Consider the following 24594-nt stretch of genomic DNA (forward strand, 5'->3'; position numbering starts at 1 on the left):
GAATTGGCAGACGCGCGGGACTCAAAATCCCGTTCCTTCACGGGAGTGTCGGTTCGACCCCGACCGCCGGTATCATGAAAGGGCCTGCCTGCCCTTTCCAAAAACCCCTTAACTATGATTAATCATAGTTAAGGGGTTTTTTTGTTGTTTGCAGTATTTCCAGCATCCCGATCTCTGCTTGGCTGTAGGCGATGTCGATGTAGGCTTTGGGTATGACTTCGAGAACTTTCATATGGCAATTCTGGGAGAGACGAGTTGCCAATGGATTAGCAGCGGAGGATACAGCAGCAGTAGTTGTTGATGCTGTCAGATTCTCTCATTGCTCCCAGCCTATTATTTTGACTTCTATGATGGAAAGTGGGACAAAATGCCAGATGAAAGGTATGGAATGGGAACTGTTAATCCCTACTTTTAACTTCACTAATCGAAATAGGGTTTTCAGCAGTATTGGCAGCTAAGTTCTATTTTCTTCTTAGCTTTTCCTGCAGTAAAGTGATAAACAGAATTAATTAAAAATTTTTCTGTTATATTAATAAAGTATTGGCGTATGAAATAAGATGTGCTATAATAATTCTTGTCCGCTAAATCATTACTTGCCGGCGTGGCGGAATTGGCAGACGCGCGGGACTCAAAATCCCGTTCCTTCACCGGAGTGTCGGTTCGACCCCGACCGCCGGTATATTGCAAGTTGAGAAGCAAGGCCCTGACATAATTGTCTGGGCCTTTTTCTTTTCCCAAAATATTTTTTTCAGCGAAAAGGGCATTGAAAAGCCGATGCAAAAGGTTCTTTTGCATCGGCTTTTTTACGGTTCAGATACACAGGGAATTTGTACAGTTATTCAGCGTATTTACAGCTTACGCGCTTGTTCTCCGGTGTGAACATTCCATCTGGGTTCTTTTTGAAGAGCCATGCGTGCAAGTCGTAGTGCTGGCCTTTAGATCCGTCGTGATTGTCCATTGGACCTTGGAATTTCTGGTTGAATAATTTTGGGGTTTTGTCCGTTTCTTCTGCCGGTACATACCATTCAGCAGCGACTAGCTTATAGCTTCCGTCTTTTCTCGGTTCATAAACCAATATTTCAGGTTTTTTGATGTTTAGTTTCGCGTCATCTGCTCGACTCGGTTTGACTAAGTGAATCCCCATATTCGGTACACAGGCTCCAGGTACTAATCCGACAAACCCTTCATCTAAAGCGACATCGATATCCCGGTACTTCTTAAGTGCTTTTTTACTGATAGCTAATTCCTCCCGGACACTGTAATCATCATCGTCGTGATGCGGATGGGCACTGACACTGGATAGAGAGGAGAGACTGAGAAACGCGACCATGAGAGCGACAATAAACCTTTTCACTTTACTCCCTCCTTGATGTATTTTTGATATATGTATTAATAATATGTTTTTTCACCATCAATTATAAACCTATATTTTAAAAGTGCAACATAAAAAATGTATAATCTAATTAAATTTAAAGAAATAAACGTAGGGAACCAGTTGTTAAAATATGTGAAAATGTAAAGAAACATGAAGGTGAAAGACCTAATGTATACTTTATTAGGTGTGAAATAACATGTTATACTGTTCTGAATAAAAAAAGCCAACAGCATCATTCCAACAATTGAAAAGAGGGACAGTCATGCAGGAGAGAAATTGGTATGGAATTGATCTGGTTGAACTACTGAAAATTTTAGGGACAGATGCAGACAAGGGTTTGAATATGGAAGAAGTAGCCAGACGGCAAGCAGAATTTGGAGCGAACGAACTTCCGGAACCTAAGAAAGACCCTGCACTCATTAAATTTTTCAAGAACTTTAATGATGTGCTGATTTATGTGCTGCTTGCAGCAGCTGTCGTCACTTTATTTTTAGGACATTATATCGATACTGCGGTGATTTTAATGGTGGTTGTCATCAATGCAATCATCGGTTATATCCAGCAAAGCAAAGCGGAAAAGGCATTGGACAGCATTCGTAAAATGTTGTCATTAAAAGCAACAGCGCTTCGGAGCTCAGTTAGGAGAGAAGTGGCATCTTCCGAATTGGTGCCTGGAGATATTGTCGTGCTTAGCGCAGGCGACAGAATTCCAGCTGATATTCGGATTCTTGAAGCAGATAATTTGAATGTAGAAGAATCTTCGCTGACAGGTGAATCAACAGCAGTTGAAAAGAATCCTGCGCTGCTGCCGGATGATACGGGATTGGGTGACCGCTTGAATATGCTATTTGCTGGGACAACGATTGCCTCCGGTTCTGGGACGGGAATTGTTGTGGCGATCGGAGCAGCTACCGAGCTCGGAAAAATCAGCTCTTCAATAGAAGAAGTAGATCAGCTGCAGACACCGCTATTAAAGCAGACAGCGGCTTTTGGTAAAGTGATTTCGCTGATTATTGTCATTAGTGCTGTTTTAATGTTTGGCATCGGCTATGTGTTCCATGATTACGGAACAGCTGATTTGCTACTGGCCATTATCGGTCTGACTGTAGCGGCGATTCCCGAAGGGTTGCCGGCTGTGCTGTCCATCATCCTGGCCCTTGGTGTACAGCGAATGGCGAGGAAAAACGCTATTGTCCGTAATTTGCCATCTGTTGAGACTCTTGGAGCCGTCACTGTAATTTGTTCGGATAAAACCGGGACGTTAACAAAAAATGAAATGACCGTCACGTCTGTGATGCTGAAAGGTGAAGAGTTTACAGTGACGGGAACCGGCTATTCGCCAAAAGGGACGATTCTTTATGATAATAAATCAGCAAATCTTGAAGATTATCCAGATTTACAGGAATTTTTAACAGCTGTTAAAACGGTCAATGAAGCCCATTTGAGATGTGATGAACAAGGACATTGGGTGATTAGCGGAGATGCGACGGAAGGCTGCCTTATTACACTTGCTGAAAAAGCGGAGGATGCTGTAGAGCGGCTTCCGATTCTATCAAAAATCCCATTTGATTCCAGCTATAAATATATGGCAGCTTTAGTCGAAAATGACGACGGTAAATGGATCTATGTAAAAGGGGCGCCGGAGCGTTTAGTGAAAATGGCCGATTTGGAATTTTCTTCTGCAGAAGAGCGACACTGGCAGGACAAGATGTATCAGCATGCCAATAAAGGCGAGCGGCTGATAGGAGCTGCTGTCAAAAAAGTCAGCAGTTCCAAACTCTCCATTGATCAGGAAGATATGGAATCCGGATTCAATTTGATCGGAATGGCTGGAATCATCGATCCGCCACGAGAAGAAGTCATTGAAGCCATACAGCAATGCAAAAAGGCCGGAATCATCGTGAAAATGATTACGGGTGACCACAAAGATACAGCCGTGGCAATCGGGGCTCAGATGGGCATAGGAGACGGTGAACGCGTTCTCGAAGGCATAGAGTTGGACCGTATGGACGACCGGCAATTGACGCATGCTGCATTGAATTACGATGTCTTCGCGCGCACCAGCCCTAACAATAAGCTGCAGCTGGTCAAAGCACTGCAGGCTGAAAATCATGTTTGTGCGATGACCGGGGATGGCGTCAATGATGCACCGGCTTTAAAACGCGCAGACATTGGTGTGGCCATGGGGATAAAAGGGACGGAAGTGTCGAAGGAAGCAGCTGGAATGGTGCTGGTGGATGATGATTTCAGTACGATTGTCAATGCGGTGAAAGAAGGCAGGCGCGTCTACGATAACCTGAAGAAGACGATCCTTTTTATCTTGCCGACGAATGTGTCGGAAGGCGCTTTGATTTTTGTCAGCATCCTGTTCGGTACGACGTTACCTTTGACGGCGGTACAGATTTTGTGGGTGAATATGATTTCCGCTGTCACCATCTCTTTGGCGATTGCCTTCGAGAAATTAGAACACGGTGCCATGGAGCGCCCTCCTAGAAAATCGAATTCCAAATTGCTGAGCCCTTATTATATTTTCCGGGTCGCTTTTGTTTCATTTGTCATCTGTGGTGGGATTCTATTGATGAATAGGCTTTTGGACAATCAGCAGGTGGATCCGGCGATCATCAATACGATGACGCTGCAGGCATTGGTGATGTCGCAATTGATGTATTTATTCAATTGCCGAAGTGAAACAGAATTTGCGTTAAACCGTGATTTTTTCTCGAATAAAATTGCGTTTTTGGTATCGGGAATTCTGATTGCTGTGCAGCTATCGGTTACCTACGTGCCATTTATGAATATCCTGCTTGGAACAGTTCCGTTGGAGGCGCGGTTTTGGATCTGGCCGATTATAATCGGTATTTCAGTGTTTATCATCGTGGAACTGGAGAAATGGATCGTCCGCCAGTACAGGAAATCTGGAAAATTCCTTAAAACTGTTACATAGCCACTGCACTTTTAGAAATTGAATCCCATTGAATTGCGGCGCGCATACGAAGGGTGAAAAGTGAATGCAGTGGCTGGTCCTGTCCTATTTGTTTATAGGACAGGATTTTGTAGTGGGATTAATTGCAGAACGGAGTTTTTGAGTTTCGTACAGGAAATGTGTATGCTAAAACATAATTGATGATTCTGCAGTGCAAAGGAGAATTCGATGAGACACATACATAGTAATATTTTGGAATTTAGAGGAAGCCATTACGATTTCGGTTTCAGACAAGGCGAACTTTTAAAGGACAGCATCACCCTGGACAATCGGACAAAGCAATGGAAGGCGAAGAGGCCGAGGTTTGAAATCGACTTAGAAGACACGGAACAGGCTTACCGTAAATTTGCCCCTGGAATCTGGGAAGAGCTGATCGGTCTGCAGGAAAGCCTCAAATTACCGATGGAAGATGTATTGCGTGATTTTGGAGGCTACCGGATCGACGCGATGCCATCGGGCTGCTCGATTGTAACCGGCCAGGATTTTATGGTCCGGAACTACGACTTTCATCCACAGACCTACGAAGGGCGCTTCAGCCTGTTTCAGCCAGATAACCAGGGTTATGCCATCATCGGGCCGACTTCACGAATTACGGGACGAATGGACGGCATGAATGAAAAAGGGTTGGCGATGGGCTATAACTTCACGCACCGGAAAAAGCCCGGCGATGGGTTCGTCTGTTACCTGATTGGCCGCATCATTCTGGAAACTTGCGCGACGATCGAAGAAGCGGTGTCGCTGCTGAAGGAAATCCCACACCGGGGGTCGTTCAGCTATATCGTGACTGACCCAAGCGGTGAAACGCGGATTATCGAAGCGAGTCCGCGGGCGGTCGATGTCCGGGTCAGCAATGTCTGCACCAATCATTTTGAAATCCAGCAGCACGAAAATCGCAACTACCTGAAGGACTCGTTTGACCGGCTGGAAGCCATCCACACCCAGAAAAGCCAGACAGAGGATGCGCTGCAGGCGTTCCGCCTGTTCAACGATACGGACAAAGGAGTTTTTTCAGAACTGTATAAAAGTTGGGCAGGGACCATTCACACATCTCTTTATTTGCCAAAGGAAAAGAGTGTCTGGTTTGCGCTTGGCGGCAATCAACAACCGACAGTTTTTGATTTTGACAGCTGGCTGAAGGGAAAAGATTTAGATATTCAGAAAGTACATGGAGCGATCGATACAGAAATCGGTTTTGCCCATATGGATAAGCAGTTTTTACCTAAACAAGAAAAAGGCGCCAGCATTTAAGTTGCTGGCGCCTTTTGTCATTAGAGCTCGACCATATGGGCAAATGGCAGATGCGTATCGATTTTTCCGTTGATGCGTTTGGCGTATAGCCTTTCACCCTGCAGCCATTTCTCAAAATCAAGCATGAGCGGCAGGCGGTCCGGGCCGATCGCGAATCCGACTTCTAGGCTATGCTGGAAATAAGAAGCGGTGTGCAAGGTACCGGAAGCCGTGCTGTATTTTTTCGAGAAGACGCCTTTATCCGAGTCGTTCAAGAGCCGAAAAGCACTGTAGGCGTCGATCTGGTTTTGCTGCTGCGCAAGCATCGTTTGTTCTCTTCTGCGGGAATCGTCTGTTTGGTAGCGGTTTTCCTCCACCAGCAATTCAAAATGATTGGTGGAAACCGCCGATTCACGAACCACTACAGAACGAGGTGAAGCTTCAACGACTACGGATTTTCCGGTGCGATCCAGCAGTACATAGCTGAAAGAGCGGCGATGTGGAAGTTCTTCCAGCAATGCAATTGCGTCTTCGATGGTCGCACAGTTTTCCAAAATCAGGCGGCCGATCATATTGCAGATAAAACCGTCTTCCGAATTTCGGCGATTGATGAAATTGTAGCCCATCACAAGGCCTTTCTCATTCATTCCATCGGTCCGTCCGGTAATCTGCATGGTCGGTCCGATGGTGGCAAATCCGCCGTCTGTCGGCTGATACAAGGCAAATCGCCCTTCATAGCCCTCAGGCGAACTATCGTAATTGCGGACCATAAAATCAGATTCCGTGTAGATAGAGCAGCCGCTCCGCGTATATTCCAAGTAATAGCCGCCAAACTCCCGGATAGCCTCATCCATGGGCCATTCCAGCGCATCGGCCAAGCCGTTGATTTCTTCCCATACTCTTGGGGCTAATGTCAATAAAATATTTCTGGCACGTTGTTCGTCTATGATCAAATGGCGGCTGGAAGCTTTTCGTTGCTTTTGGCGATTGGGAAGAATCAAAGATTCCTTCAGCAGTTCTCCCTGCATCCGGCCAAAATCATAATGGCTTCCCCGAAACTGGACAATGTCGCTATGCACTCGTTTCACGTGTTGATCCCTCTTTTACTCATCAATGTAAGAAGAGTTTACTGCATCTGTTTGCGAATGAAAAAGAATATGCCTATAGCTGAAGTTTGTAGAAGTTTTGGGGAGAAAAGACATGCAAGTATGCGTCGCATCGAAAGCTTTTTGAAGCTAGACGGTACCGGTGGAATAAGTTAGGGGGAAGGGGGAGCAGGTCAAGTGGAAAAAATTATTCCGTGAAAATAAAAGCATGTATCAATAAATCAATAGAACAGCAAAAAGACCGGGCTTCTCTAAGTCGAGATGCCGGTCTTTGGGTTCATGAAGTCAAACGACATAAAATTCGGCATCTCCACCGTTGATGCCGGTAAACATATTGGAAGCAGCAGTCAGAAGCTGTAGAGCAGTATCGCGGTCCATGGATGGCCGCAGGTAAAAGATATGGACAGCATTTGTTGTCTGTTCAGTTACAGCAGTCCGCTTAGAATCGACGTAGGGGCTGCCGAATGCGCCTTCAGCATCTTTGGATACCAGAATGCCAGCCAATGTATTGACGCGGTTATTCAAGCCTTCATAGCGGTCTGAGCTGGTGCCGACGGCGATGTTGATATCACCTTTAATTTTATCAGCATCATAGAGGCCAAGTGGAATTTCGTATTGCAGCGACAGAAAGCTGTTCATGTCGACGGCTGAATCCACTGTGGATAAGTAATTCTGTTTTTTGACGCGCCGGTACAGCGCTTCCGCTGATGGGCGGTAACGGCTGGGATCAGCTCCCAGGGCTTTCCAGATTAATTGCCATTCGAGAAGGCCGGGAAATTCGGTTAGATCCTTATCTTCCAAATCGAAGTACAACTGTTCCTGAAAAAGCTGGAGACGGCCTTTTAACATTTGAGGTGAATCGGAAACGGTGATATTGTTATAATGAATGACGCCGATTTTAAAATCGCTTAGAATTTCGTTTATTTGAGGATCGATTGTCAGTTTCATTGCAATCTTCCTTTCGCCTAGGGGTTTTTATTATCGTATCATAGAAATGAGTGAGGGGTTACAACATGAATCTTGACCAGTTCCAAAAAGAGCTTGTTGCGTATGCCTCGGAGATCGGGATTGATAAAATCGGCTTTGCTTCTGCAGAACCTTTTTATAGCTTAAAGCATCAATTGATTCGCCAGCAGCAGCTGAACTACCAGTCCGGTTTTGAAGAAGCGGATTTGGAAAAACGCACGCGGCCGGAGCTTTTGCTGAATGAAGCCGTCAGCATCATTGCCATCGCAATCGCCTACCCGTCGCGGATGGAAGCTGCTCCGCAGGGAGTCAAAGGCGCGAGGCGTGGTATATTCTCCCGTTCGTCATGGGGCAAGGATTACCATGCAGCGCTTAGGGAGAGGCTCACGCTGCTGGAAGCGTTCATCGCTGCGCATTACCCGGACGCACGGATGCGGTCGATGGTCGATACAGGCGAGCTTTCAGACCGGGCAGTGGCGGAACGTGCCGGCATCGGGTGGAGTGCCAAGAATACCAATATCATCACGCCGGAATTCGGTTCCTATGTCTATCTTGGCGAGATGATCACCAATATTCCATTCCGTTTCGATGAAGCGATGGAAGATCAATGCGGCGATTGCCGTTTGTGCATCGATACCTGTCCGACAGGAGCTATAGTCGAAGGCGGGCAGTTGAACGCCCAGCGCTGCATTTCATTTTTGACGCAGACCAAAGGGTTTCTGCCGGATGAATTCCGAAGCAAGATCGGAAACCGGTTATATGGCTGCGACACTTGCCAGACCGTTTGTCCGAAGAACAAACGCAAAGCCAATCAAATTCATGCGGAATTCGAACCAGACCCGGAAATCGCCAAGCCATTGCTCGAGCCATTGCTGACCATCTCCAACCGGGAATTCAAGGAGAAGTTTGGATATGTGTCCGGTTCATGGCGGGGCAAAAAACCGATTCAACGAAACGCGATCCTGGCATTGGCTCATTTCAAAGAAACATCCGCCGTGCCAGCGTTGATCAATTTACTAAAGAGTGATGAGCGGCCGGTGATCCGGGGTACTGCTGCATGGGCAATCGGAAAAATAGGTACTGATGAGGGCCTGGAAGCATTAAAACAGGCAGAGCAGAAAGAAAAGGATTTGGAAGTTCAAGAGGAAATTCAAAAAGGATTGGCATTTTTTGCTGAAGGATTGAAAGGATAAGTGACAGATTTGGCTATTCACATTGTGTTGTACCAACCGCTGATTCCAGCGAATACAGGAAATATCGCGCGTTCATGCGCAGGGACGGGAGTAAAGCTGCATCTGATCCGCCCACTCGGGTTCTCGACGGACGATAAGATGCTGAAACGCGCCGGACTGGATTATTGGGAGCATGTCGATATCCATTATTACGATAGTCTGCAGGAGCTGTTTGACAGTTATCCCGATGGAGAGTTTTACTATATTACGAAGTTTGGTGCACAGCCTCATACCTCATTCGACTTCTCAGACAGAGGCAAAGACCATTTCTTCGTGTTCGGCCAGGAAACAAAAGGCTTGCCGAAGGAATTGATCGAGCAGAATCCCGATCATTGTCTGCGCATTCCGATGAATGACAATATCCGTTCACTCAATTTATCAAACACAGCGGCCATATTAATGTATGAAGCTTTGCGCCAGCAGGATTATCCAGGCCTGGAATAGAAAAAGGACAGCGAAATTCGCTGTCCTTTTGTACTATTCTCTTTCGTTTGTTCCAGGCTTGTCATCGTATCCAGCAGTGAAAATAGCTACTAGAAACGAAACACAAATACCCAAAATAAGGATTAAGTTCATAAATAATGACCTCCTTGAAATGTACATCTTTGTTTAGTATAGCTTACAATCGGGAAAAATGAAATATACACATCAATTGAAATATGGATAATTTCTGACGGTCTGAAAAGGATGTGGACCTTAAGAAAAACGAAACCTTTGCCGTGTTCATCCGTATAGTATAGATAAGCTAGTTAAAGAAGGGATGATAACGAATGAAAATGAAAATTTCTGTCGCTTTGCTTTGGATTACGGGTTTAGCTGAAGCCTTTCTGGCAATTCCGTTGATCGGTGGCGGCTTTGTCATCAGCACGGGTTATTCCGTTTTAGGCGTCATGTTCGTACTCCATGCGATTACCTTGTTCTTCTGTTTCCGTGAATATTCACCGAAATCGGGATCGATTCTTGGAATCATCACAAGTGCGATTGCCTGGATCCCAGGAATCGGCTGGGTGTTCCATTTGATTACAGCAGCCGTCTTGCTGATTACAGCAGCAATGTCAGGTGCTAGAGCACGAATCTAAACAAAAAACCGCCAATGGGCGGTTTTTTTATGTTATTAATGAGGCGCAATCAGCAATTGAATCACAAACAAGACAGCGAATACGTAAAGAATTGGATGGACCGATCTGCCTTTGCCTTTAAAGATTTTCATCAAAGGATACGAGATGAATCCGAAAGCGATGCCGGTTGCGATGCTGGAAGTCAGCGGCATTGCCAGAACAATCAGGAACGCCGGGAACGCTTCGTCGAATTCTTCCCATTCAATGTGTTTGACCGCACCGATCATCAAGCTTCCGACGATGATCAATGCAGGAGCCGTAATCGCCGCCACATTCGATAAGGCACCGACTAAAGGTCCGAAAAATGCAGCGATGATGAATAGGATGGCGACGGTCAAACTGGTCAAGCCGGTCCGTCCACCAGCTGCAACGCCTGCTGAAGATTCAACGTAAGCGGAAGTTGGGCTGGTTCCGACCATCGCACCTGCTGTGGCCGCGACAGAGTCAGCCAATAAGGCTTGACGCATTCTCGGCATTTTATTGCCTTTCATCAAGCCTGCCTGCTTGGCCACGCCGATCATGGTGCCGGTCGTATCGAACAACGTCACCAACAGGAACGAAAAGACGACGCCGTACAGGCCGAATTCAATCACCAATTGAAGAGCTTCAACCGGATTCCAGATAAGGATGCCTTCAGGCAATGAGGGCAGCTGCATCAAGCCGCCTTCAAACTTTAATTGGCCAGTAAAAAAGGCGACGACTCCAGTCACGATCATTCCGTAGAAAATGCCGCCATGAATGTTCAGCGACATGAAGATGACCGTCACCAGCAGCCCAAGTAAAGTCAATGCCACAGCTGGAGAAGTCAAATCACCCAAGCCGACCAGGTTGGCTTCATTAGCGACAATTAAACCGCTCAGCCTCATGCCGATAAAAGCGATAAAAAGGCCGATGCCTGCAGTGATGGCATGTTTCAAATTTTCAGGAATGGCCTGGATCAGCACTTTTCGCATAGAGGTCAATGACAGCAACACAAAAATGAGGCCGGCGACAAATACGGCCGCAAATGCGGTTACGTAATCGATGGCGCCGTCCGAACCCAGTACCATTGAAGTGAAGTAAGCATTTAATCCCATGCCCGGAGCAATAGCGATCGGGTAATTGGCTGCTAACGCCATCCAAAGTGTACCGATGGCAGCCGCGATGATGGTTGCCAAAAATACCTGATCGAATGGCACGCCGGCAGCGCCGAGGATGACGGGGTTGACGATGACGATGTAGGCCATTGTCAGGAACGTCGTCATTCCAGCTGTGATTTCAGTCTTTATAGTAGTATTATTTTCTTTTAAATGAAACATAAAAAAAGCTCCTCCTAAAACACGAACAATTTTAAACGACAAGATATATATTATTCGTTTTACTGCTTAAGCGCAAGAGGTTTTGGGGGAATCTTTAAAGTCGAATTTGTAAATTATTATTTGTACAATGGAAAAAGAAAGGATGATGAATATGAAATTAGCGATCGGCTCGACAAAAACCTTACATAATGGAGTGGAAATGCCGCGCTTCGGTTTAGGCGTATACAAAATGACCGATAAAGAAGCGGCCGTGGAAGCCATGATCACGGCAATTGGCGAGGGCTATAAAGCGATCGACACAGCCACGATTTATGACAATGAAGCAGAAGTGGGCGAGGCGGTGCGGAATTCCGGTGTCAAGCGGGAAGAGTTGTTCATCACCTCGAAGGTGTGGAACACCGACCAGGGCTATGATGAAACGCTGCGCGCATTTGAAGCTTCTTTAAAACGGCTTGGCTTTGATTATTTGGACCTCTATTTGACGCATTGGGCGATCGAAGGGAAGTACGTGGATACATACCGCGCGATCCAGCGCCTCTATGATGAAAAGCTGGTCCGTTCGATCGGCGTTTCCAATCACCAGCAGCACCACTTGGAAAAGATTTTGGCAACCGCGAACACCCAACCGATGGTCAATCAAATTGAATTGCATCCCCAGTTGACACAGGAACCGCTGCGGAGCTATTGTGCTGGTCACGGCATCGCGATCACGTCATGGTCTCCACTGGCACGCGGGCGTCTGTTGGAAGATCCGGTACTATCGGAAATCGCCAAAACGCATGGCAAGTCGATTGCACAAGTCATCATCCGCTGGCATCTGCAGAGCGATCTGATTGTCATCCCGAAATCAGTGACGCCTTCGCGCATCAAAGAGAACGCGCAAGTTTTCGATTTTTCATTGTCTGAAGAAGAGATGACAATGATTGATGGGTTGAACCAGGATTGGCGCTCCGGAACCCATCCAGACGAAATTAAAGCATAAGAAAAAGCAAGTTCCCCGAAAAGGAACTTGCTTTTTTTATCTTGCCGAATCTTCAACAACGACTTTTTCATTTGTGAACGGGTGGATAAACGACATGCGGAACGCATGCAGATGATAGGCGCCGTCTTGTGTCGGTGGTCCGTCGTATAGGGTATCTCCGACAATCGGATGGCCGATATGAGCAAGATGGGTACGGATTTGGTGCGTGCGTCCTGTTTCAAGCGTCAGGTGAAGCAAAGATTTGCCTTCCATCAACTTGAGGACGCGGTAATGCGTCACAGCGCTTTGGCCGGTTTGTGAAACCATACGGCGTGTCGGGTGGTGGCGGTCACGGCCGATCGGGAAATCGATGGTACCGGATTTGTTGTGGACTTTGCCTTTGACGACAGCTTCATAATCACGGACCAGTTGCTTTTGTTCCAACATGCGGTCCAGTACATTTTTTGCGACAGGGTGCTTCGCGACCATCAACAGGCCGGAAGTTCCCTGATCCAGGCGATGGACGTGCTCGCCGTACGATCCGCCGTTGCGGATGATATGGCCTAGGATGGCGTTGATGAACGTATCAGTTTGCCCGATTTCATTGGGATGCGTAGCCATGCCTTTTGGTTTGCGGGCCACGATAAAGTGGTCATCTTCGAAGAGGACTGGAAGCTCCACATCGTGTTTTGGCTCATAAGGCGAGTCGGCAGGCGGCAAGTCGAACTGCAGGACAGTTCCAGCCGGCAATGGCTCTTTCCAGATCACTTCCTGGAACTTTTCGTTTTTGACGCTCTTGGCCATACGCATTTGATGGACCACTTTCTTGCCAAGGCCCCATTCGGTTCTCAGTAATTCTTCGACGGTCATGCCGTCGTCTTTGATTTCATAACTCCACGTCATTCGGTTTCCTCCATAAAAAAGGATCATGCGCAAGGCACATGATCCCTTTGTCAGTTATTTTTTAACTACATCGTTGAAAAATTGTTCGATATTCTCTTTCGGCTGTGCGCCGACCCAACGTGAAACTTCTTCGCCATTTTCGTAATGGATCAGTGTCGGTGTTGCTTCGATCAAGTATTGCTGCCAGCCTTGTTCATACTCTAACAGATTATACTGCAAAACGTCTATATCCATCTCTTCAGCAACCGGCATCAAAACAGGTGTGGTCTGCTGGCAGTACTGGCAAGTCGGGCTGAAGAAATAAACCGTAGTCGGATCGCCACTGGCAATCTGTTCTTCCAATTCAGCCGGTACGACAATGTTCTGGTAGTTTTCATCGTCCAATTGATCAATCGTTGCTTGTTCCAAGTCTTCTGTATCGTACGGGTTGTTCGCCAACTTTTCATTGTTTGCCTGATTGGTCAAAAAGATAATGCCGGCAAAAACGACAACGACAATTCCCGCGATGATCAATAACTTCTTCATTGTGATTTTTCCTCCTTAAGGGACTTCAGTAAATAAATGCTCATTCCAGCGATCAGAATGAACGCGGTCAACGCCAAAAACGGAATAGTGATGAATCCGAGCACGTTGATATACTCCCCGGTACACGGAACCTGACCGCAGGACGGCGCGGAATCTGCCAGAAAATCGAGCTTCTGCAGACCGTAATGGTAAAGGGAAATCCCTCCGCCGATGATAGAGAAAATCAGCGTGGTAGCTGCGATTCGAACATTTTTCTGGACATAGGCCACTCCGAGGACGATAACCAGCGGATACATGAAAATGCGTTGAATCCAGCACAGTTCGCACGGAGCATAGCCGCGGATTTCAGAAAAATAAAGCGAACCTGACGTGGCGATGAGCGCCACAACCCACATGGAAAGCAATACATTTTCCTGGCGTTTCGTCATCTGGTGTTCCCTCTTTTCAAAAATTACTTCCATAGAATTATAATTGTTATGGTGATACAAGTAAAATAATATCAACCTGAGTGACATTGCTATATAATAAAGTTTGAAACTTTTGTGAAGGAGAGCTGTACTGTGGCAGAACAATTCGATTTATCCCATTTCGAAAAAAGCATGATCATTCGTGAAATGAATTATGCAGATATAGATGCGATCCTTGAAATGCAGCGTTTATGCTTTCCTGGAATGGATCCTTGGAAAGAAGAACAATTAAGAAGCCATTTGGGTGTCTTTCCTCAAGGCCAGATGGTTGCTGAATTGGACGGCACAGTGATTGGCTCGTGTTCAAGTTTGCTGATTAACTTTGATGAATACGATGACCGCCATACGTGGGACGATGTGACAGACGCTGGCTACATCACTAACCACAATCCCGATGGCTATAATATGTACGGCATTGAAGTCATGGTACACCCGGAATACCGCCGGATGAAAGTCGGGCAGCGTCTTTACGAAGCCCGCAAGGAACTGGCGCGCGAATTGAACCTGAAGTCGATCATCATCGGCGGGCGCATTCCAAATTACCATAAACATGCGGATGAAATGTCACCGCGTGAGTACGTCGATTCTGTCTCACGCCATAAAATATATGATCCGGTTTTAACGTTCCAGTTGATGAACGGTTTCCAGTTGATGCGCATCAACCCGAATTACCTGCAGGATGATTTGGCATCCGGCAAATATGCCACGTTGATGGAATGGAATAATGTCGATTACAAACCGATATCCAAACGCCATTTCAAAACCAGTTTGCCGGTTCGGATTTGCGTCGTGCAGTACTTGATGCGCGCCATCACATCTTTCGATGACTTGGCCAATCAAGTTGAATATTTTGTGGACGTAGCTTCAGATGCACATTCGGATTTCGTGGTATTCCCTGAAATCTTTACAACGCAGCTGATGTCATTCCTAAACGAGCCATCGCCGAGCCAGGCAGTGCGCAAATTGACTGAATACACGCCTCAATATATTGAGCTGTTTACAGATCTTGCTGTGCGCTACAACATCAATATCATCGGAGGTTCACATTTCGTCAAAGAAGAAGACGATGAGATCTACAACATTGCCTACTTGTTCCGCCGGGACGGGTCCATCGACAAGCAGTATAAAATCCACATCACACCAAACGAACGTAAATGGTGGGGAATTTCTGCGGGTGATTCTGTTCGAGTCTTTGATACAGACTGCGGTAAAATCGCCATCCAGATCTGCTACGATATCGAGTTCCCTGAACTTGCACGCATCGCAACAGATATGGGAGCGAACATCATATTCACTCCATTCTGTACAGAAGATCGCCAAGGCTACTTGCGTGTCCGTTATTGTGCACAAGCCCGCGCAGTGGAAAATCAAATCTACACCGTTATTTCCGGGACTGTCGGCAACTTGCCGCAAACTGAAAATATGGATATCCAATACGCTCAATCGGGTATTTTTGCTCCATCCGATTTTGAGTTTGCACGTGATGGAATTGTCGGAGAAACCAATCCAAATCTTGAAATGGTCTTGATTGGAGATGTCGATTTGGAAATTCTGCGTCGCCAGCGCCAAAACGGCACAGTCAAGCAATTAAAGGACCGTCGCCACGATGTGTACCGTGTAGAATATAAAAAAGACTAAACACAGCCGCTTCCCGAAATGGGAGCGGCTTTTCTTCTGACTATTTGCTAAACTAAATAGTACAGAAAAGAATTTTCCTTTTATATGGTGCTCCAGACAGAGCTGCTGCAGGAATGCACAGTTAGTTTGTAGAATATCAACATATGAGGATCATTAGTTCAATTTATACCACTATGGATGGAGGACTTTATATGTCATGGAAAGAACGCATTAAACGTTGGATGGACCACGAAGCAATCGATGAAGAAACACGCCAGTCATTGACTGTACTGATGGAAGATGAAAAATCAGCGGAAGACGCTTTTTATCAGGACTTGGTTTTTGGGACCGGAGGGATGCGTGGCGAAATCGGACCGGGCACAAACCGGATGAACGTCTATACCGTACGGAAAGCTTCTCAGGGAATAGCGGATTACATAAAAGAAAATGGCGAGGAGGCGATGGCACGCGGAATGGCCATTGCCTACGACAGCCGTCGCATGTCTCCTGAATTTGCGGAAGAAGCAGCACGGACGTTTGCAGCGAATGGAATCCACACCTATTTATACAGCGGACCGCGGACAACGCCGCAATTGTCATTCAGTGTGCGTTATTTGAATGCCTTTATGGGCATCGTCATTACGGCCAGCCACAATCCGCCGGAGTACAACGGCTACAAAGTATATGGGGAAGATGGAGCCCAATTGAATCTGGAAGATGCTGACCGTGTCATCGATTACGTCAGCCGGGTTCAGGACGAGTTGTCCATAGCTAATGAAGGATTTGAAAAATCTTTGCTGGTGCGGATCGATGAAAAGATGGATGAAGCGTATCTATCCAATGCACTGACGGTGCAGGAACATTCGGCAAGCCCGATTCAAGCCGTCTTCACGCCGCTCCATGGGGCGTCAGGCGCGACTGTCAAGAAGTTATTAGACAAAGCCGGCTACAACGAAATTACGTATGTAGCGGAACAGATGGAGCCGGACGGTGAATTCCCGACGGTAACATCGCCAAATCCGGAAGAAGGTTCCGCGTTTGAACTAGCGGAGCAGTACGGCAAGAAATCCGGTGCAGATCTGTTGATTGCCGTCGATCCTGATGGAGACCGCGTCGGCATTGCTGTCTGGAGCGGCAGCCAGTACGAATTGATGAGCGGCAACCAGACGGGTGCTATTTTGATTGAATACCTGCTGAGCCAGAAAAAAGCCAAAGGTACTTTGCCGACGAACGGCCGCATCTTCAAAACCATTGTCACATCTGAATTCGGCCGCGTTGTAGCCGATTCTTACGGCGTCAGCAGTGAAGATGTTTTGACCGGCTTTAAATTCATTGGAGAAAAATTAAAGCATAATGATGCCAACCCACAATTCGAGTTTTTATTCGGCTATGAAGAAAGTTACGGCTATCTGATCCGCGATTTTGCACGGGACAAAGACGCTGTTCAGTCGGTACTGCTGTTGGTTGAAGCGGCTGCCTTCTATAAGAAACAAGGGAAAAATCTCCATGATGTCCTGGTTGAACTATATAATCGCTTTGGCTGGTACCGAGAATCACTGGTATCCGTCACCAAAAAAGGCATTGATGGTGCGCGTGAAATCAATGCATTGCTGGAAAATTTGCGCAAACAGCCAGTTCAGGCGATTGCCGGCATTCCTGTTGTTTCCATTGAAGATTATGAAACTCAGAACCGCATCTTTGTCGATTTAGGCACCGATGAAAAAATTGAGCTGCCGCAGTCGAATGTCATCAAGTATTTCCTGGAAGACGGCTCATGGGTATGTATACGCCCGAGCGGTACGGAACCGAAAGTAAAGTATTACTTTGGCATCACTGCTGAAACCCAGCAGGAAAGTGATGAAAAGCTGGAACTGCTGAAGGAATCGTTTTTAGAGGAAGTAAATAGCCGTTAAGCACCCAGCTCCCTGAAAAGGGGGCTTTTCCTTTCAGCTTTTCTCGTCCAAAAGTACGAGGGAGGAAGTTTTTAAAAAAGTGTATGGTTAAATCAGCAAGAATGAGGTGAATGGGTATGGTGATGAGCGAACCTTCCAATATAACGTTACTGAAAGAAATAGCCGAATTGCTTAATGAAGAAACGGATATGGCCCGTATGCTGGATGGCGCCATCCATAAACTTTTGAGTGCATCGACTTTCGAGACTGCCTGGATTTTCTTTATTAATGAAAAAGGGAAACATCAATTGGTGGCTCAGGCAAATTTACCAGCTCCTTTGGAAGACAATAATTGCCGTCATCTGCAAAAAGGCGGCTGTTGGTGCGTTAAGCGTTACCACGACGGGGATCTGGATAAAGCGTCCAATATTATCGCTTGCCAGCGCATCGAAAATGCTATGCCGGCAAAAGCACGGAAACAAGGCAGCATTACGCATCACGCAACGGTGCCGCTTCAGTCAGGGAAAGAAAAGTTCGGGCTGTTGAATATTGCGGCACCGGACACTGTCGGATTTTCAAAAGACGAGTTGGCTCTGTTGGAATCGGTGGCTTTTCAAATCGGTTCAGCGATCAAACGGATCGGATTGACGAAACAAGAGCAGGAATTGGCGCTCGTCAAAGAACGGAACCGTTTAGCCCGCGACCTTCACGATTCGGTCAATCAATTGCTGTTTTCAGTGACATTGACCGCTCGGGGAGGCGTGGAGATGTCGGAAGATCCTACTGTTCAGGAAACTTTCCGCGACATCCAACACCTGACGCAGGAAGCATTGAATGAAATGCGGGCGTTGATCTGGCAATTGCGGCCAAAAGGGCTGGAAAGCGGGTTGCTGGATGCCATTAAAGGCTATGGTGAAATGCTGGGTTTAACAGTTGAAACAAAAATGACCGGCGTCATCCAATTGCCATCGCGCATCGAGGAGACCTTATTCCGGATTGCGCAGGAATCGTTGAACAATGTACGGAAACATGCAGGTGTCAATAAAGTCGAATTGTATTTGTCGGTCACCGCGACTGATGTCTTATTGGTATTAAGAGATGAAGGGCGGGGGTTTGCGTTTGATCATAATGTCAACCTGCCGTCCATCGGTATCCAAAGCATACGCGACCGCGCTATTGCAGAGGGCGGAACGGCGGACTGGTCCAGTGAAATCGGCAAAGGAACGGAAATCCTCGTGAGGATACCGTATTAATAGAGGAGTGGAGAACATGGTGAAAGTATTGATAGCCGATGACCATCATGTGGTGCGGCGAGGCTTGCTGTTCTTTTTGAAAACACAAAAGGACATTGAAGTGGTGGGGGAAGCCGTAAATGGCAAAGAAGCGGTGGAAATGGCTGCGGCACTTCAACCGGATATCGTCCTGATGGATTTAGTGATGCCGATTATGGACGGGATTCAGGCAACCCGGCTGATTAAAGAGCAGTTTCCGGATATGATTGTTTTGATGCTGACCAGTTTTTCAGATCAGGATCATGTAGTGCCGGCGATTGAAGCGGGAGCGGCAGGTTATCAATTGAAAGATATCGAGCCCGATGAACTGGTGGCTTCGCTCCGCAGCTTGATGCGTGGAGAAAACACCCTCCATCCGAAAGCATCATCCGAGCTGATGAAGGCACCAGCTGAACCGGCGCCGCATACCGTAAATCAGTTGACGCCAAGGGAACAGGAAGTGCTGGCCGAACTGACAAAAGGAAAAAGCAACCGGGAAATTGCCTCAGCATTATTTGTCACCGAAAAGACAGTGAAGACCCATATCTCCAACATCTTCATAAAATTGGCTGTCCAGGACCGGACACAGGCAGCGCTCTACGCTGTCAAGCACGGCCTGACAGAACCCGGGAGAATTTAAAAAGAGTGCGACGGAGGAATCCGTCGCACTCTTTTTTTAACGTTTTTTCACTGGGCGTTTACGGTTGTCTTTGGTTACTTGCTTCCATTTGCTGCGCTCGGCTTTTTGGGCTGCTGCATCGCTTTTCCGTTCCATATGGGCAAGCTCGCGCTTCAGCTTCAAGTAGCTCTGGTAACGTCTGGCATCCAGCTCGCCGTTTCGGAGCGCTTCCTGAACCCGGCATCCGGGTTCGTCATTATGAGCGCAATCTCGGAACCGGCAAGCAAGTGCCAAACTTTCGACATCGCTGAAGCCTGCTTCGACACCTTCTGAGTAATCCCCGAGCTGGAATTCGCGCATGCCGGGAGTATCGATCATCAAGCCGCCTTCGGGCAGTAGAATCATTTCCCGGTGGGTGGTTGTATGCCGGCCTTTGCTGTCATCTTCCCGGATGTCCTGGACCATCATGCGCTCGCTGCCGGACAGGGCATTGATCAATGATGATTTTCCGACGCCCGATGAACCAAGCAAAGCACCGGTCTTTGAACCGGCCAATTGCTGCTGCAGCTCTTCAATTCCTTCACCGGTCAAGGCAGACACGGCAAAGACGGGAACGCCGAATGCCACCGCTTCAACCTGGCGCAGATAAGGTCCGATGTCGGAGCATTGGTCTTTCTTGGTCAAGACGATAACGGGGTTCGATCCTGAATCCCAAGCAGCCAACAAATAACGTTCGAGGCGCCGGACATTGAAGTCATGATTTAAGGACATTGCCAAAAAGACATAGTCCACGTTCACAGCAATCAATTGGATGTCGGATGTTTCTCCCGCCATTTTTCTTGAAAACTGTGAAGTGCGAGGCAGCACTTGATGGATGATGCCTTTTTCTTCTCCAGGCATCTGTTCGACCATGAGCCAATCGCCGACACACGGGAATTCTATGCGAGTATGCTGATGGCGGTATTTGCCGGACAATGAGCAGAGCCATTCTCCATGGTCTGTTACGACGCGGTATAAATTTTTATGTTCTAAAGTTACGCGGCCAGGGATTCCTGGCGCAGTTATTTTTTCCTGCCAGCTGGAGTTCCAGCCGTACTGTTCAATCTTCGTCAATGTTGTTTCCTCCTAATTATGCAAAATAAAAAACCACGGATGCGCGCAATTCGCAGTCCGTGGTCCCCGGGCATAATGGAAGAAGCGTATCGTCAGCGATACACATGGGGAGACACTATGGACTGGAATTGCGTATTCAAAAATAAAATAGCCATAATGCCTCACCTCTTTCTTCAAGTTAAATTAACCATACTGTATGGCCATTTGAACGTCAAGTAATTTTTCTGAAGATTTGATTCGTTTATTTAAAAAACATGCTTAAAGCAGAATGGCTACTATACAGAGATAGAAAACCAAGTATTTCTAACGTTAAATTACTTTGAAGTCTTGCATTTATAAAATGAAAACGTTAACATAATGGTAATATTCTGAACATACCGACTGGTTAGTATCGAGTCGTGTGTTGTAAGAATTTTTAATAGGATAAGGGGGACAGAAAATGACGATAGAACAAGTTTGGACGAGCCATTACCCGAAAGGTATTTCTGCTGAGATGGAATTTGCTGATAAGACAATGCCTCAATTGCTTTCGGAAACAGCCAAGAAAATTCCGGATCATATCGCGATCAAATTTTATCAGAAAGAAATGTCTTATAAGGAACTGGATCTTTTTTCAACTGTTTTTGCATCTTCTCTTCAGCAAACCGGAATCCAAAAAAATGACCGTGTCGCAATCATGCTGCCGAATTGTCCGCAGTACATCATCTCGTATTATGGGGTGTTAAAAGCAGGTGCCATTGTCACACAGATCAATCCCATGCTGCTGGAAAATGAGCTGCTATATCTACTGAATGACTCAGGTGCAGAAACCATCGTCGTATACGAGCCTTTATATCCGCGTATCCAAGCTATCGCAAAAGAAACTTCTTTAAAAAATATTATTGTTGTCAGTTTTGAAACGGAAAAGACGGTTCTTGATCAAGCTGTCCATTTCGAAGCGTTTGTCGAAAAAGGGACTGGCAAGGTCGCTACAGTTGCTATTGATCCGGCAGAAGATGTAGCCGTATTGCAGTATACAGGAGGGACGACAGGCCTTTCAAAAGGCGCGATGCTGACTCATCGGAATATTGCCGTCAACGCCTTGCAGTCGCAGGAGTTTTTCAAAGATGAAGTGACGTTCGGTGAAGAAAGCTGCCTGACGGTCATTCCGTTATTCCACGTATTTGCCATGAGCTCTGCAATGAATTTGTCGATTTTAAACGGCTCTAAAAATATTTTGCTGCCCCGTTTTGACCTTGAAGAAGTGCTCGAGACGATCAAACGTGAGCAGCCTACGACATTCCCCGGTGTGCCAACTATGTATATTGCCATTACCAACCATCCGAAAGCGAAAGAGTACGGCATTGACAGCATCAAGATATGCAATAGCGGCAGTGCGCCGATGCCGCTGGAAACCATGAAGGATTTCGAAAACCAGACAGGAGCCAAAATTTTAGAAGGCTACGGATTGTCGGAAGCATCACCGGTTACGCATTGCAATCCACCTTTCGCCGAAAGAAAACCAGGAAGTATCGGTATCGGTCTGCCTTCAACAGAGTACAAGGTCGTCGATTTGGCTACCGGAGAAAAAGAAGTGCCGGCAGGAGAAATCGGGGAATTGATCATTCGCGGCCCTCAAGTGATGAAGGGATATTGGAATATGCCGGAAGAGACAGCAAACACATTGAGGAATGGCTGGCTTTTCACTGGGGATATCGCCAAGATGGACGAAAACGGCTACGCCTATATTGTCGACCGCAAAAAAGATTTAATCATTTCTAGCGGCTATAATGTCTATCCCCGTGATATCGAGGAAGTTTTATACGAACACCCAGCCGTTCAGGAAGCGGTGGCAATTGGCATCGCTGATCCATACCGTGGAGAAAGTGTTAAAGCCATAATCGTTAAAAAAGCGGACAAAGACATCAGCGAAGAACAATTGATTGCTTGGGCAAAAGACAAGATGGCTGCATATAAAGTGCCGCGCGTCATCGAATTCCGAGATGAATTGCCAAAAACCAATGTCGGAAAAATTTTAAGAAGGGCGCTTCGGGAAGAAAAAAACATAACAAATAAAATATCTGAGATTCTGTAGATTTTGTAGGGGGAAGTCAACATAGCAAAGAGGTGGAAGAAATGTCAAAGCAAGAAAAAACAACAATTCCAGTAAGAACTGGAGAAGAACTGGATCATCCGGCGCTTGAAGATTTTCTGCGTCACCACATTGAGGGGGTGCCGCAAGGAGAACTGAAAGTCCAGCAATTTAGTTCTGGCCATTCGAATTTAACGTATGCACTGCAAATCGGCGGTTGGGAAGCTGTTCTCAGAAGACCGCCGCTCGGACCGGTCGCACCAAAAGCGCATGATATGGAACGTGAATTTAACATCTTGTCCGCGCTTCATCCTATTTTTAAGATCGCTCCAAAACCTTTTGTCTTTTCAGACGATGCATCCATCATCGGCAGTCCTTTCTTTGTGATGGAAAGGCGGCATGGGGTCGTACTGGATACAGCGTTTCCAAAAGGAATTGAAGCGACAAAAGATCTGGGGCGAAAGATTTCGGAGAAGATGGTGGACACACTGGTTAAACTTCATGCTCTGGATTATACGAAAACACCGCTTGTCGACTTAGCGAAGCCTGAAGGATTCATGCAACGCCAAGTAGAAGGCTGGATTGGACGGTATGAACGTGCCCAAACTGAAGATATTGAAGGTGTAGAGCAATTGAAAGAATGGATGCTGACGAATATTCCGATTTCCCAGGAACCCACCATCATCCACTATGACTTTAAGTTGAATAATGCGTTGTTTTCAGAAGATTTTTCCGAAATGACGGGATTGTTTGATTGGGAAATGACGACGGTTGGGGATCCGCTGGCCGATTTGGGAGCAGCTATGAGTTATTGGATTCAAGCGGATGATCCTGATCTATTGAAACACGGGCTCGGCAAAGCGCCGGTGACGGTGCTGGATGGATTCTATAGCCGCGAAGAATTTATCGCAAGCTATGGAGAGAAAAGCGGACGGGACGTTTCAGGTATGAACTTTTATTTGACATTCGCTTATTTTAAATTGGCCGTGATTATTCAACAAATCTACTATCGCTATAAAAAAGGACAGACCCAGGACTCGCGCTTCTCCCACTTTGATCAATTTGTCAAAAGTTTAATGCAGCACGCGTTGACGACAGCGAAAAGGGAGTGAATCGGTGCCTAGACTTCATGTGTTATTGAAAAAAGAAGAAATTGATGATGCTAAAATGCAGGAAGACAAAACAGTGGTGGTGTTCGACGTCCTGCTGGCGACATCGACCATCACAGCCTGTTTTTGGCATGGAGCAAAAGAAGTAGTGCCGGTACTGAATAGTGATGAAGCACTCCGTGTAGCGGAAGGAAGGCCGGCCGACAGTTTTTGCTTGGTCGGAGAATACAATGGCAAGACGATCGAAGGTTTTTTGGATCCCAATCCACTGCAGTTGAAAGACCAGATCCGTGGCAAAACGGTCGTGCTGTCAACCACAAACGGAACTGTGGCAATCCGGAAATCCGCTGTGGCCAAAAAAGTGTATACCGCTTCTTTGCTCAACGGCAAAGCAGCGGCAAGCAAGATAGCAGCGGACCATCTTGAAGATACGATTGTTGCTGTCTGTTCAGGGTCAGGCGGGGAATTTTGCATGGAAGATCTATACGGCGCAGGTTATTTTGTGGATTGCCTGATGACCCTTACAGACAATTGGGATTTAACGGATTCGGCAAAAGCAGCACGTATTTTTTACCGTTCGAATACAGGACAAGCACAGACGATCTTAAAAGATTCACGTGTCGGGAAGATGCTGATGCGGAATGGGTTTGAAGAGGAAATAGATTTTATTGCCAACCGTGGGTTGATCGATAGCGTGCCATGGCTGAAAGACGGGAAATTGGTCATCAAGTAAAATTAGAG

Annotated in this window: 21 protein-coding genes and 1 tRNA gene; 14 read left to right on the forward strand and 8 right to left on the reverse strand. The window is 46.6% G+C overall.

Annotation, left to right across the window (positions count from 1 at the left end):
* The first annotated feature begins 595 nt into the window (after positions 1–595).
* Positions 596–679, forward strand: a tRNA-Leu gene (locus K8U60_RS14305).
* Positions 680–835: 156 nt separating this feature from the next.
* On the opposite strand, the gene K8U60_RS14310 is transcribed toward K8U60_RS14305, so the two are convergent.
* The gene (locus K8U60_RS14310) at positions 836–1354 is read right to left on the reverse strand and encodes a hypothetical protein (RefSeq protein ID WP_223641417.1); all 519 of its coding nucleotides are present in this window, start codon (positions 1352–1354) and stop codon (positions 836–838) included.
* 283 nt (positions 1355–1637) lie between these two features.
* On the opposite strand from K8U60_RS14310, the gene K8U60_RS14315 reads away from it, so the two are divergent.
* Both K8U60_RS14315 and K8U60_RS14320 read left to right on the forward strand, forming a co-directional pair.
* Entirely contained in the window at positions 1638–4319 is a 2682-nt protein-coding gene (locus K8U60_RS14315) for a cation-transporting P-type ATPase (protein WP_223641434.1), read from the forward strand.
* A gap of 207 nt (positions 4320–4526) precedes the next feature.
* Positions 4527–5606 (forward strand): C45 family autoproteolytic acyltransferase/hydolase, encoded by a 1080-nt coding sequence (locus K8U60_RS14320; protein ID WP_223641455.1) that lies wholly within the window; start codon positions 4527–4529, stop codon positions 5604–5606.
* 20 nt (positions 5607–5626) lie between these two features.
* Here K8U60_RS14320 and K8U60_RS14325 read toward each other — a convergent pair whose 3' ends face one another.
* Positions 5627–6673, reverse strand: coding sequence for a C45 family autoproteolytic acyltransferase/hydolase (locus K8U60_RS14325; RefSeq protein WP_223641475.1), 1047 nt, complete (start codon positions 6671–6673; stop codon positions 5627–5629).
* A 303-nt stretch (positions 6674–6976) separates the two neighbouring features.
* A complete protein-coding gene (locus K8U60_RS14330; RefSeq protein WP_223641492.1) occupies positions 6977–7639 on the reverse strand; it encodes a B3/B4 domain-containing protein in 663 nt (220 codons plus the stop codon).
* A gap of 65 nt (positions 7640–7704) precedes the next feature.
* Here K8U60_RS14330 and queG point away from each other — a divergent pair, with 65 nt between their 5' ends.
* The 3 genes from queG (at position 7705) to K8U60_RS14345 (ending at position 9968) form a co-directional block, all read left to right on the forward strand.
* Positions 7705–8850, forward strand: a complete 1146-nt coding sequence (gene queG / locus K8U60_RS14335; protein WP_223641495.1) for a tRNA epoxyqueuosine(34) reductase QueG — start codon at positions 7705–7707, stop codon at positions 8848–8850.
* Positions 8851–8859: 9 nt separating this feature from the next.
* The gene (gene trmL / locus K8U60_RS14340; RefSeq protein ID WP_223642003.1) at positions 8860–9333 is read left to right on the forward strand and encodes a tRNA (uridine(34)/cytosine(34)/5-carboxymethylaminomethyluridine(34)-2'-O)-methyltransferase TrmL; all 474 of its coding nucleotides are present in this window, start codon (positions 8860–8862) and stop codon (positions 9331–9333) included.
* 326 nt (positions 9334–9659) lie between these two features.
* Positions 9660–9968: a hypothetical protein gene (locus K8U60_RS14345; protein WP_223641498.1), complete on the forward strand. Its 309-nt coding sequence runs from the start codon at positions 9660–9662 to the stop codon at positions 9966–9968.
* Positions 9969–10003: 35 nt separating this feature from the next.
* On the opposite strand, the gene K8U60_RS14350 is transcribed toward K8U60_RS14345, so the two are convergent.
* Positions 10004–11305: an NCS2 family permease gene (locus tag K8U60_RS14350; protein ID WP_223641500.1), complete on the reverse strand. Its 1302-nt coding sequence runs from the start codon at positions 11303–11305 to the stop codon at positions 10004–10006.
* A gap of 151 nt (positions 11306–11456) precedes the next feature.
* On the opposite strand from K8U60_RS14350, the gene K8U60_RS14355 reads away from it, so the two are divergent.
* Positions 11457–12287, forward strand: coding sequence for an aldo/keto reductase (locus K8U60_RS14355; protein WP_223641503.1), 831 nt, complete (start codon positions 11457–11459; stop codon positions 12285–12287).
* 36 nt (positions 12288–12323) lie between these two features.
* Here K8U60_RS14355 and K8U60_RS14360 read toward each other — a convergent pair whose 3' ends face one another.
* From K8U60_RS14360 to K8U60_RS14370, 3 genes are read right to left on the reverse strand one after another with little or no spacing between them, the layout of a single operon-like run.
* Complete coding sequence (locus tag K8U60_RS14360) at positions 12324–13169, reverse strand: RluA family pseudouridine synthase (protein WP_223641506.1); 846 nt, start codon at positions 13167–13169, stop codon at positions 12324–12326.
* 54 nt (positions 13170–13223) lie between these two features.
* Complete coding sequence (locus tag K8U60_RS14365) at positions 13224–13694, reverse strand: thioredoxin family protein (protein ID WP_223641509.1); 471 nt, start codon at positions 13692–13694, stop codon at positions 13224–13226.
* The gene (locus K8U60_RS14370) at positions 13691–14122 is read right to left on the reverse strand and encodes a disulfide oxidoreductase (protein ID WP_223641539.1); all 432 of its coding nucleotides are present in this window, start codon (positions 14120–14122) and stop codon (positions 13691–13693) included. Before K8U60_RS14370 ends, K8U60_RS14365 begins: the two co-directional genes overlap by 4 nt.
* 132 nt (positions 14123–14254) lie before the next feature.
* Between K8U60_RS14370 and K8U60_RS14375 the strand changes: the two genes are divergently transcribed.
* The 4 genes from K8U60_RS14375 (at position 14255) to K8U60_RS14390 (ending at position 19581) form a co-directional block, all read left to right on the forward strand.
* Complete coding sequence (locus K8U60_RS14375; RefSeq protein WP_223641542.1) at positions 14255–15799, forward strand: carbon-nitrogen hydrolase family protein; 1545 nt, start codon at positions 14255–14257, stop codon at positions 15797–15799.
* A gap of 191 nt (positions 15800–15990) precedes the next feature.
* Complete coding sequence (locus K8U60_RS14380) at positions 15991–17691, forward strand: phospho-sugar mutase (protein ID WP_223641545.1); 1701 nt, start codon at positions 15991–15993, stop codon at positions 17689–17691.
* A gap of 116 nt (positions 17692–17807) precedes the next feature.
* Complete coding sequence (locus K8U60_RS14385) at positions 17808–18923, forward strand: GAF domain-containing sensor histidine kinase (protein ID WP_223641547.1); 1116 nt, start codon at positions 17808–17810, stop codon at positions 18921–18923.
* Positions 18924–18939: 16 nt separating this feature from the next.
* Positions 18940–19581 (forward strand): response regulator, encoded by a 642-nt coding sequence (locus K8U60_RS14390; protein ID WP_223641550.1) that lies wholly within the window; start codon positions 18940–18942, stop codon positions 19579–19581.
* 36 nt (positions 19582–19617) lie between these two features.
* Here the strand turns inward: K8U60_RS14390 and rsgA are convergent, their stop codons facing one another.
* The gene (gene rsgA, locus K8U60_RS14395; protein ID WP_223641554.1) at positions 19618–20673 is read right to left on the reverse strand and encodes a ribosome small subunit-dependent GTPase A; all 1056 of its coding nucleotides are present in this window, start codon (positions 20671–20673) and stop codon (positions 19618–19620) included.
* Between the two features lie 439 nt (positions 20674–21112).
* Between rsgA and K8U60_RS14400 the strand changes: the two genes are divergently transcribed.
* From K8U60_RS14400 to K8U60_RS14410, 3 genes are read left to right on the forward strand one after another with little or no spacing between them, the layout of a single operon-like run.
* Positions 21113–22747 carry a long-chain-fatty-acid--CoA ligase gene (locus K8U60_RS14400; protein ID WP_223641557.1) on the forward strand — a complete coding sequence of 545 codons (1635 nt, stop codon included), beginning with the start codon at positions 21113–21115 and terminating at the stop codon, positions 22745–22747.
* A 41-nt stretch (positions 22748–22788) separates the two neighbouring features.
* Positions 22789–23856 (forward strand): phosphotransferase family protein, encoded by a 1068-nt coding sequence (locus tag K8U60_RS14405; protein WP_223641573.1) that lies wholly within the window; start codon positions 22789–22791, stop codon positions 23854–23856.
* A 4-nt stretch (positions 23857–23860) separates the two neighbouring features.
* The gene (locus tag K8U60_RS14410; RefSeq protein ID WP_223641576.1) at positions 23861–24586 is read left to right on the forward strand and encodes a 2-phosphosulfolactate phosphatase; all 726 of its coding nucleotides are present in this window, start codon (positions 23861–23863) and stop codon (positions 24584–24586) included.
* The last annotated feature ends 8 nt before the right edge of the window (positions 24587–24594 follow it).

Origin of the sequence: Planococcus circulans (assembly GCF_020023385.1) — a bacterium.
Classification (GTDB): Bacteria; Bacillota; Bacilli; order Bacillales_A; family Planococcaceae; genus Planococcus.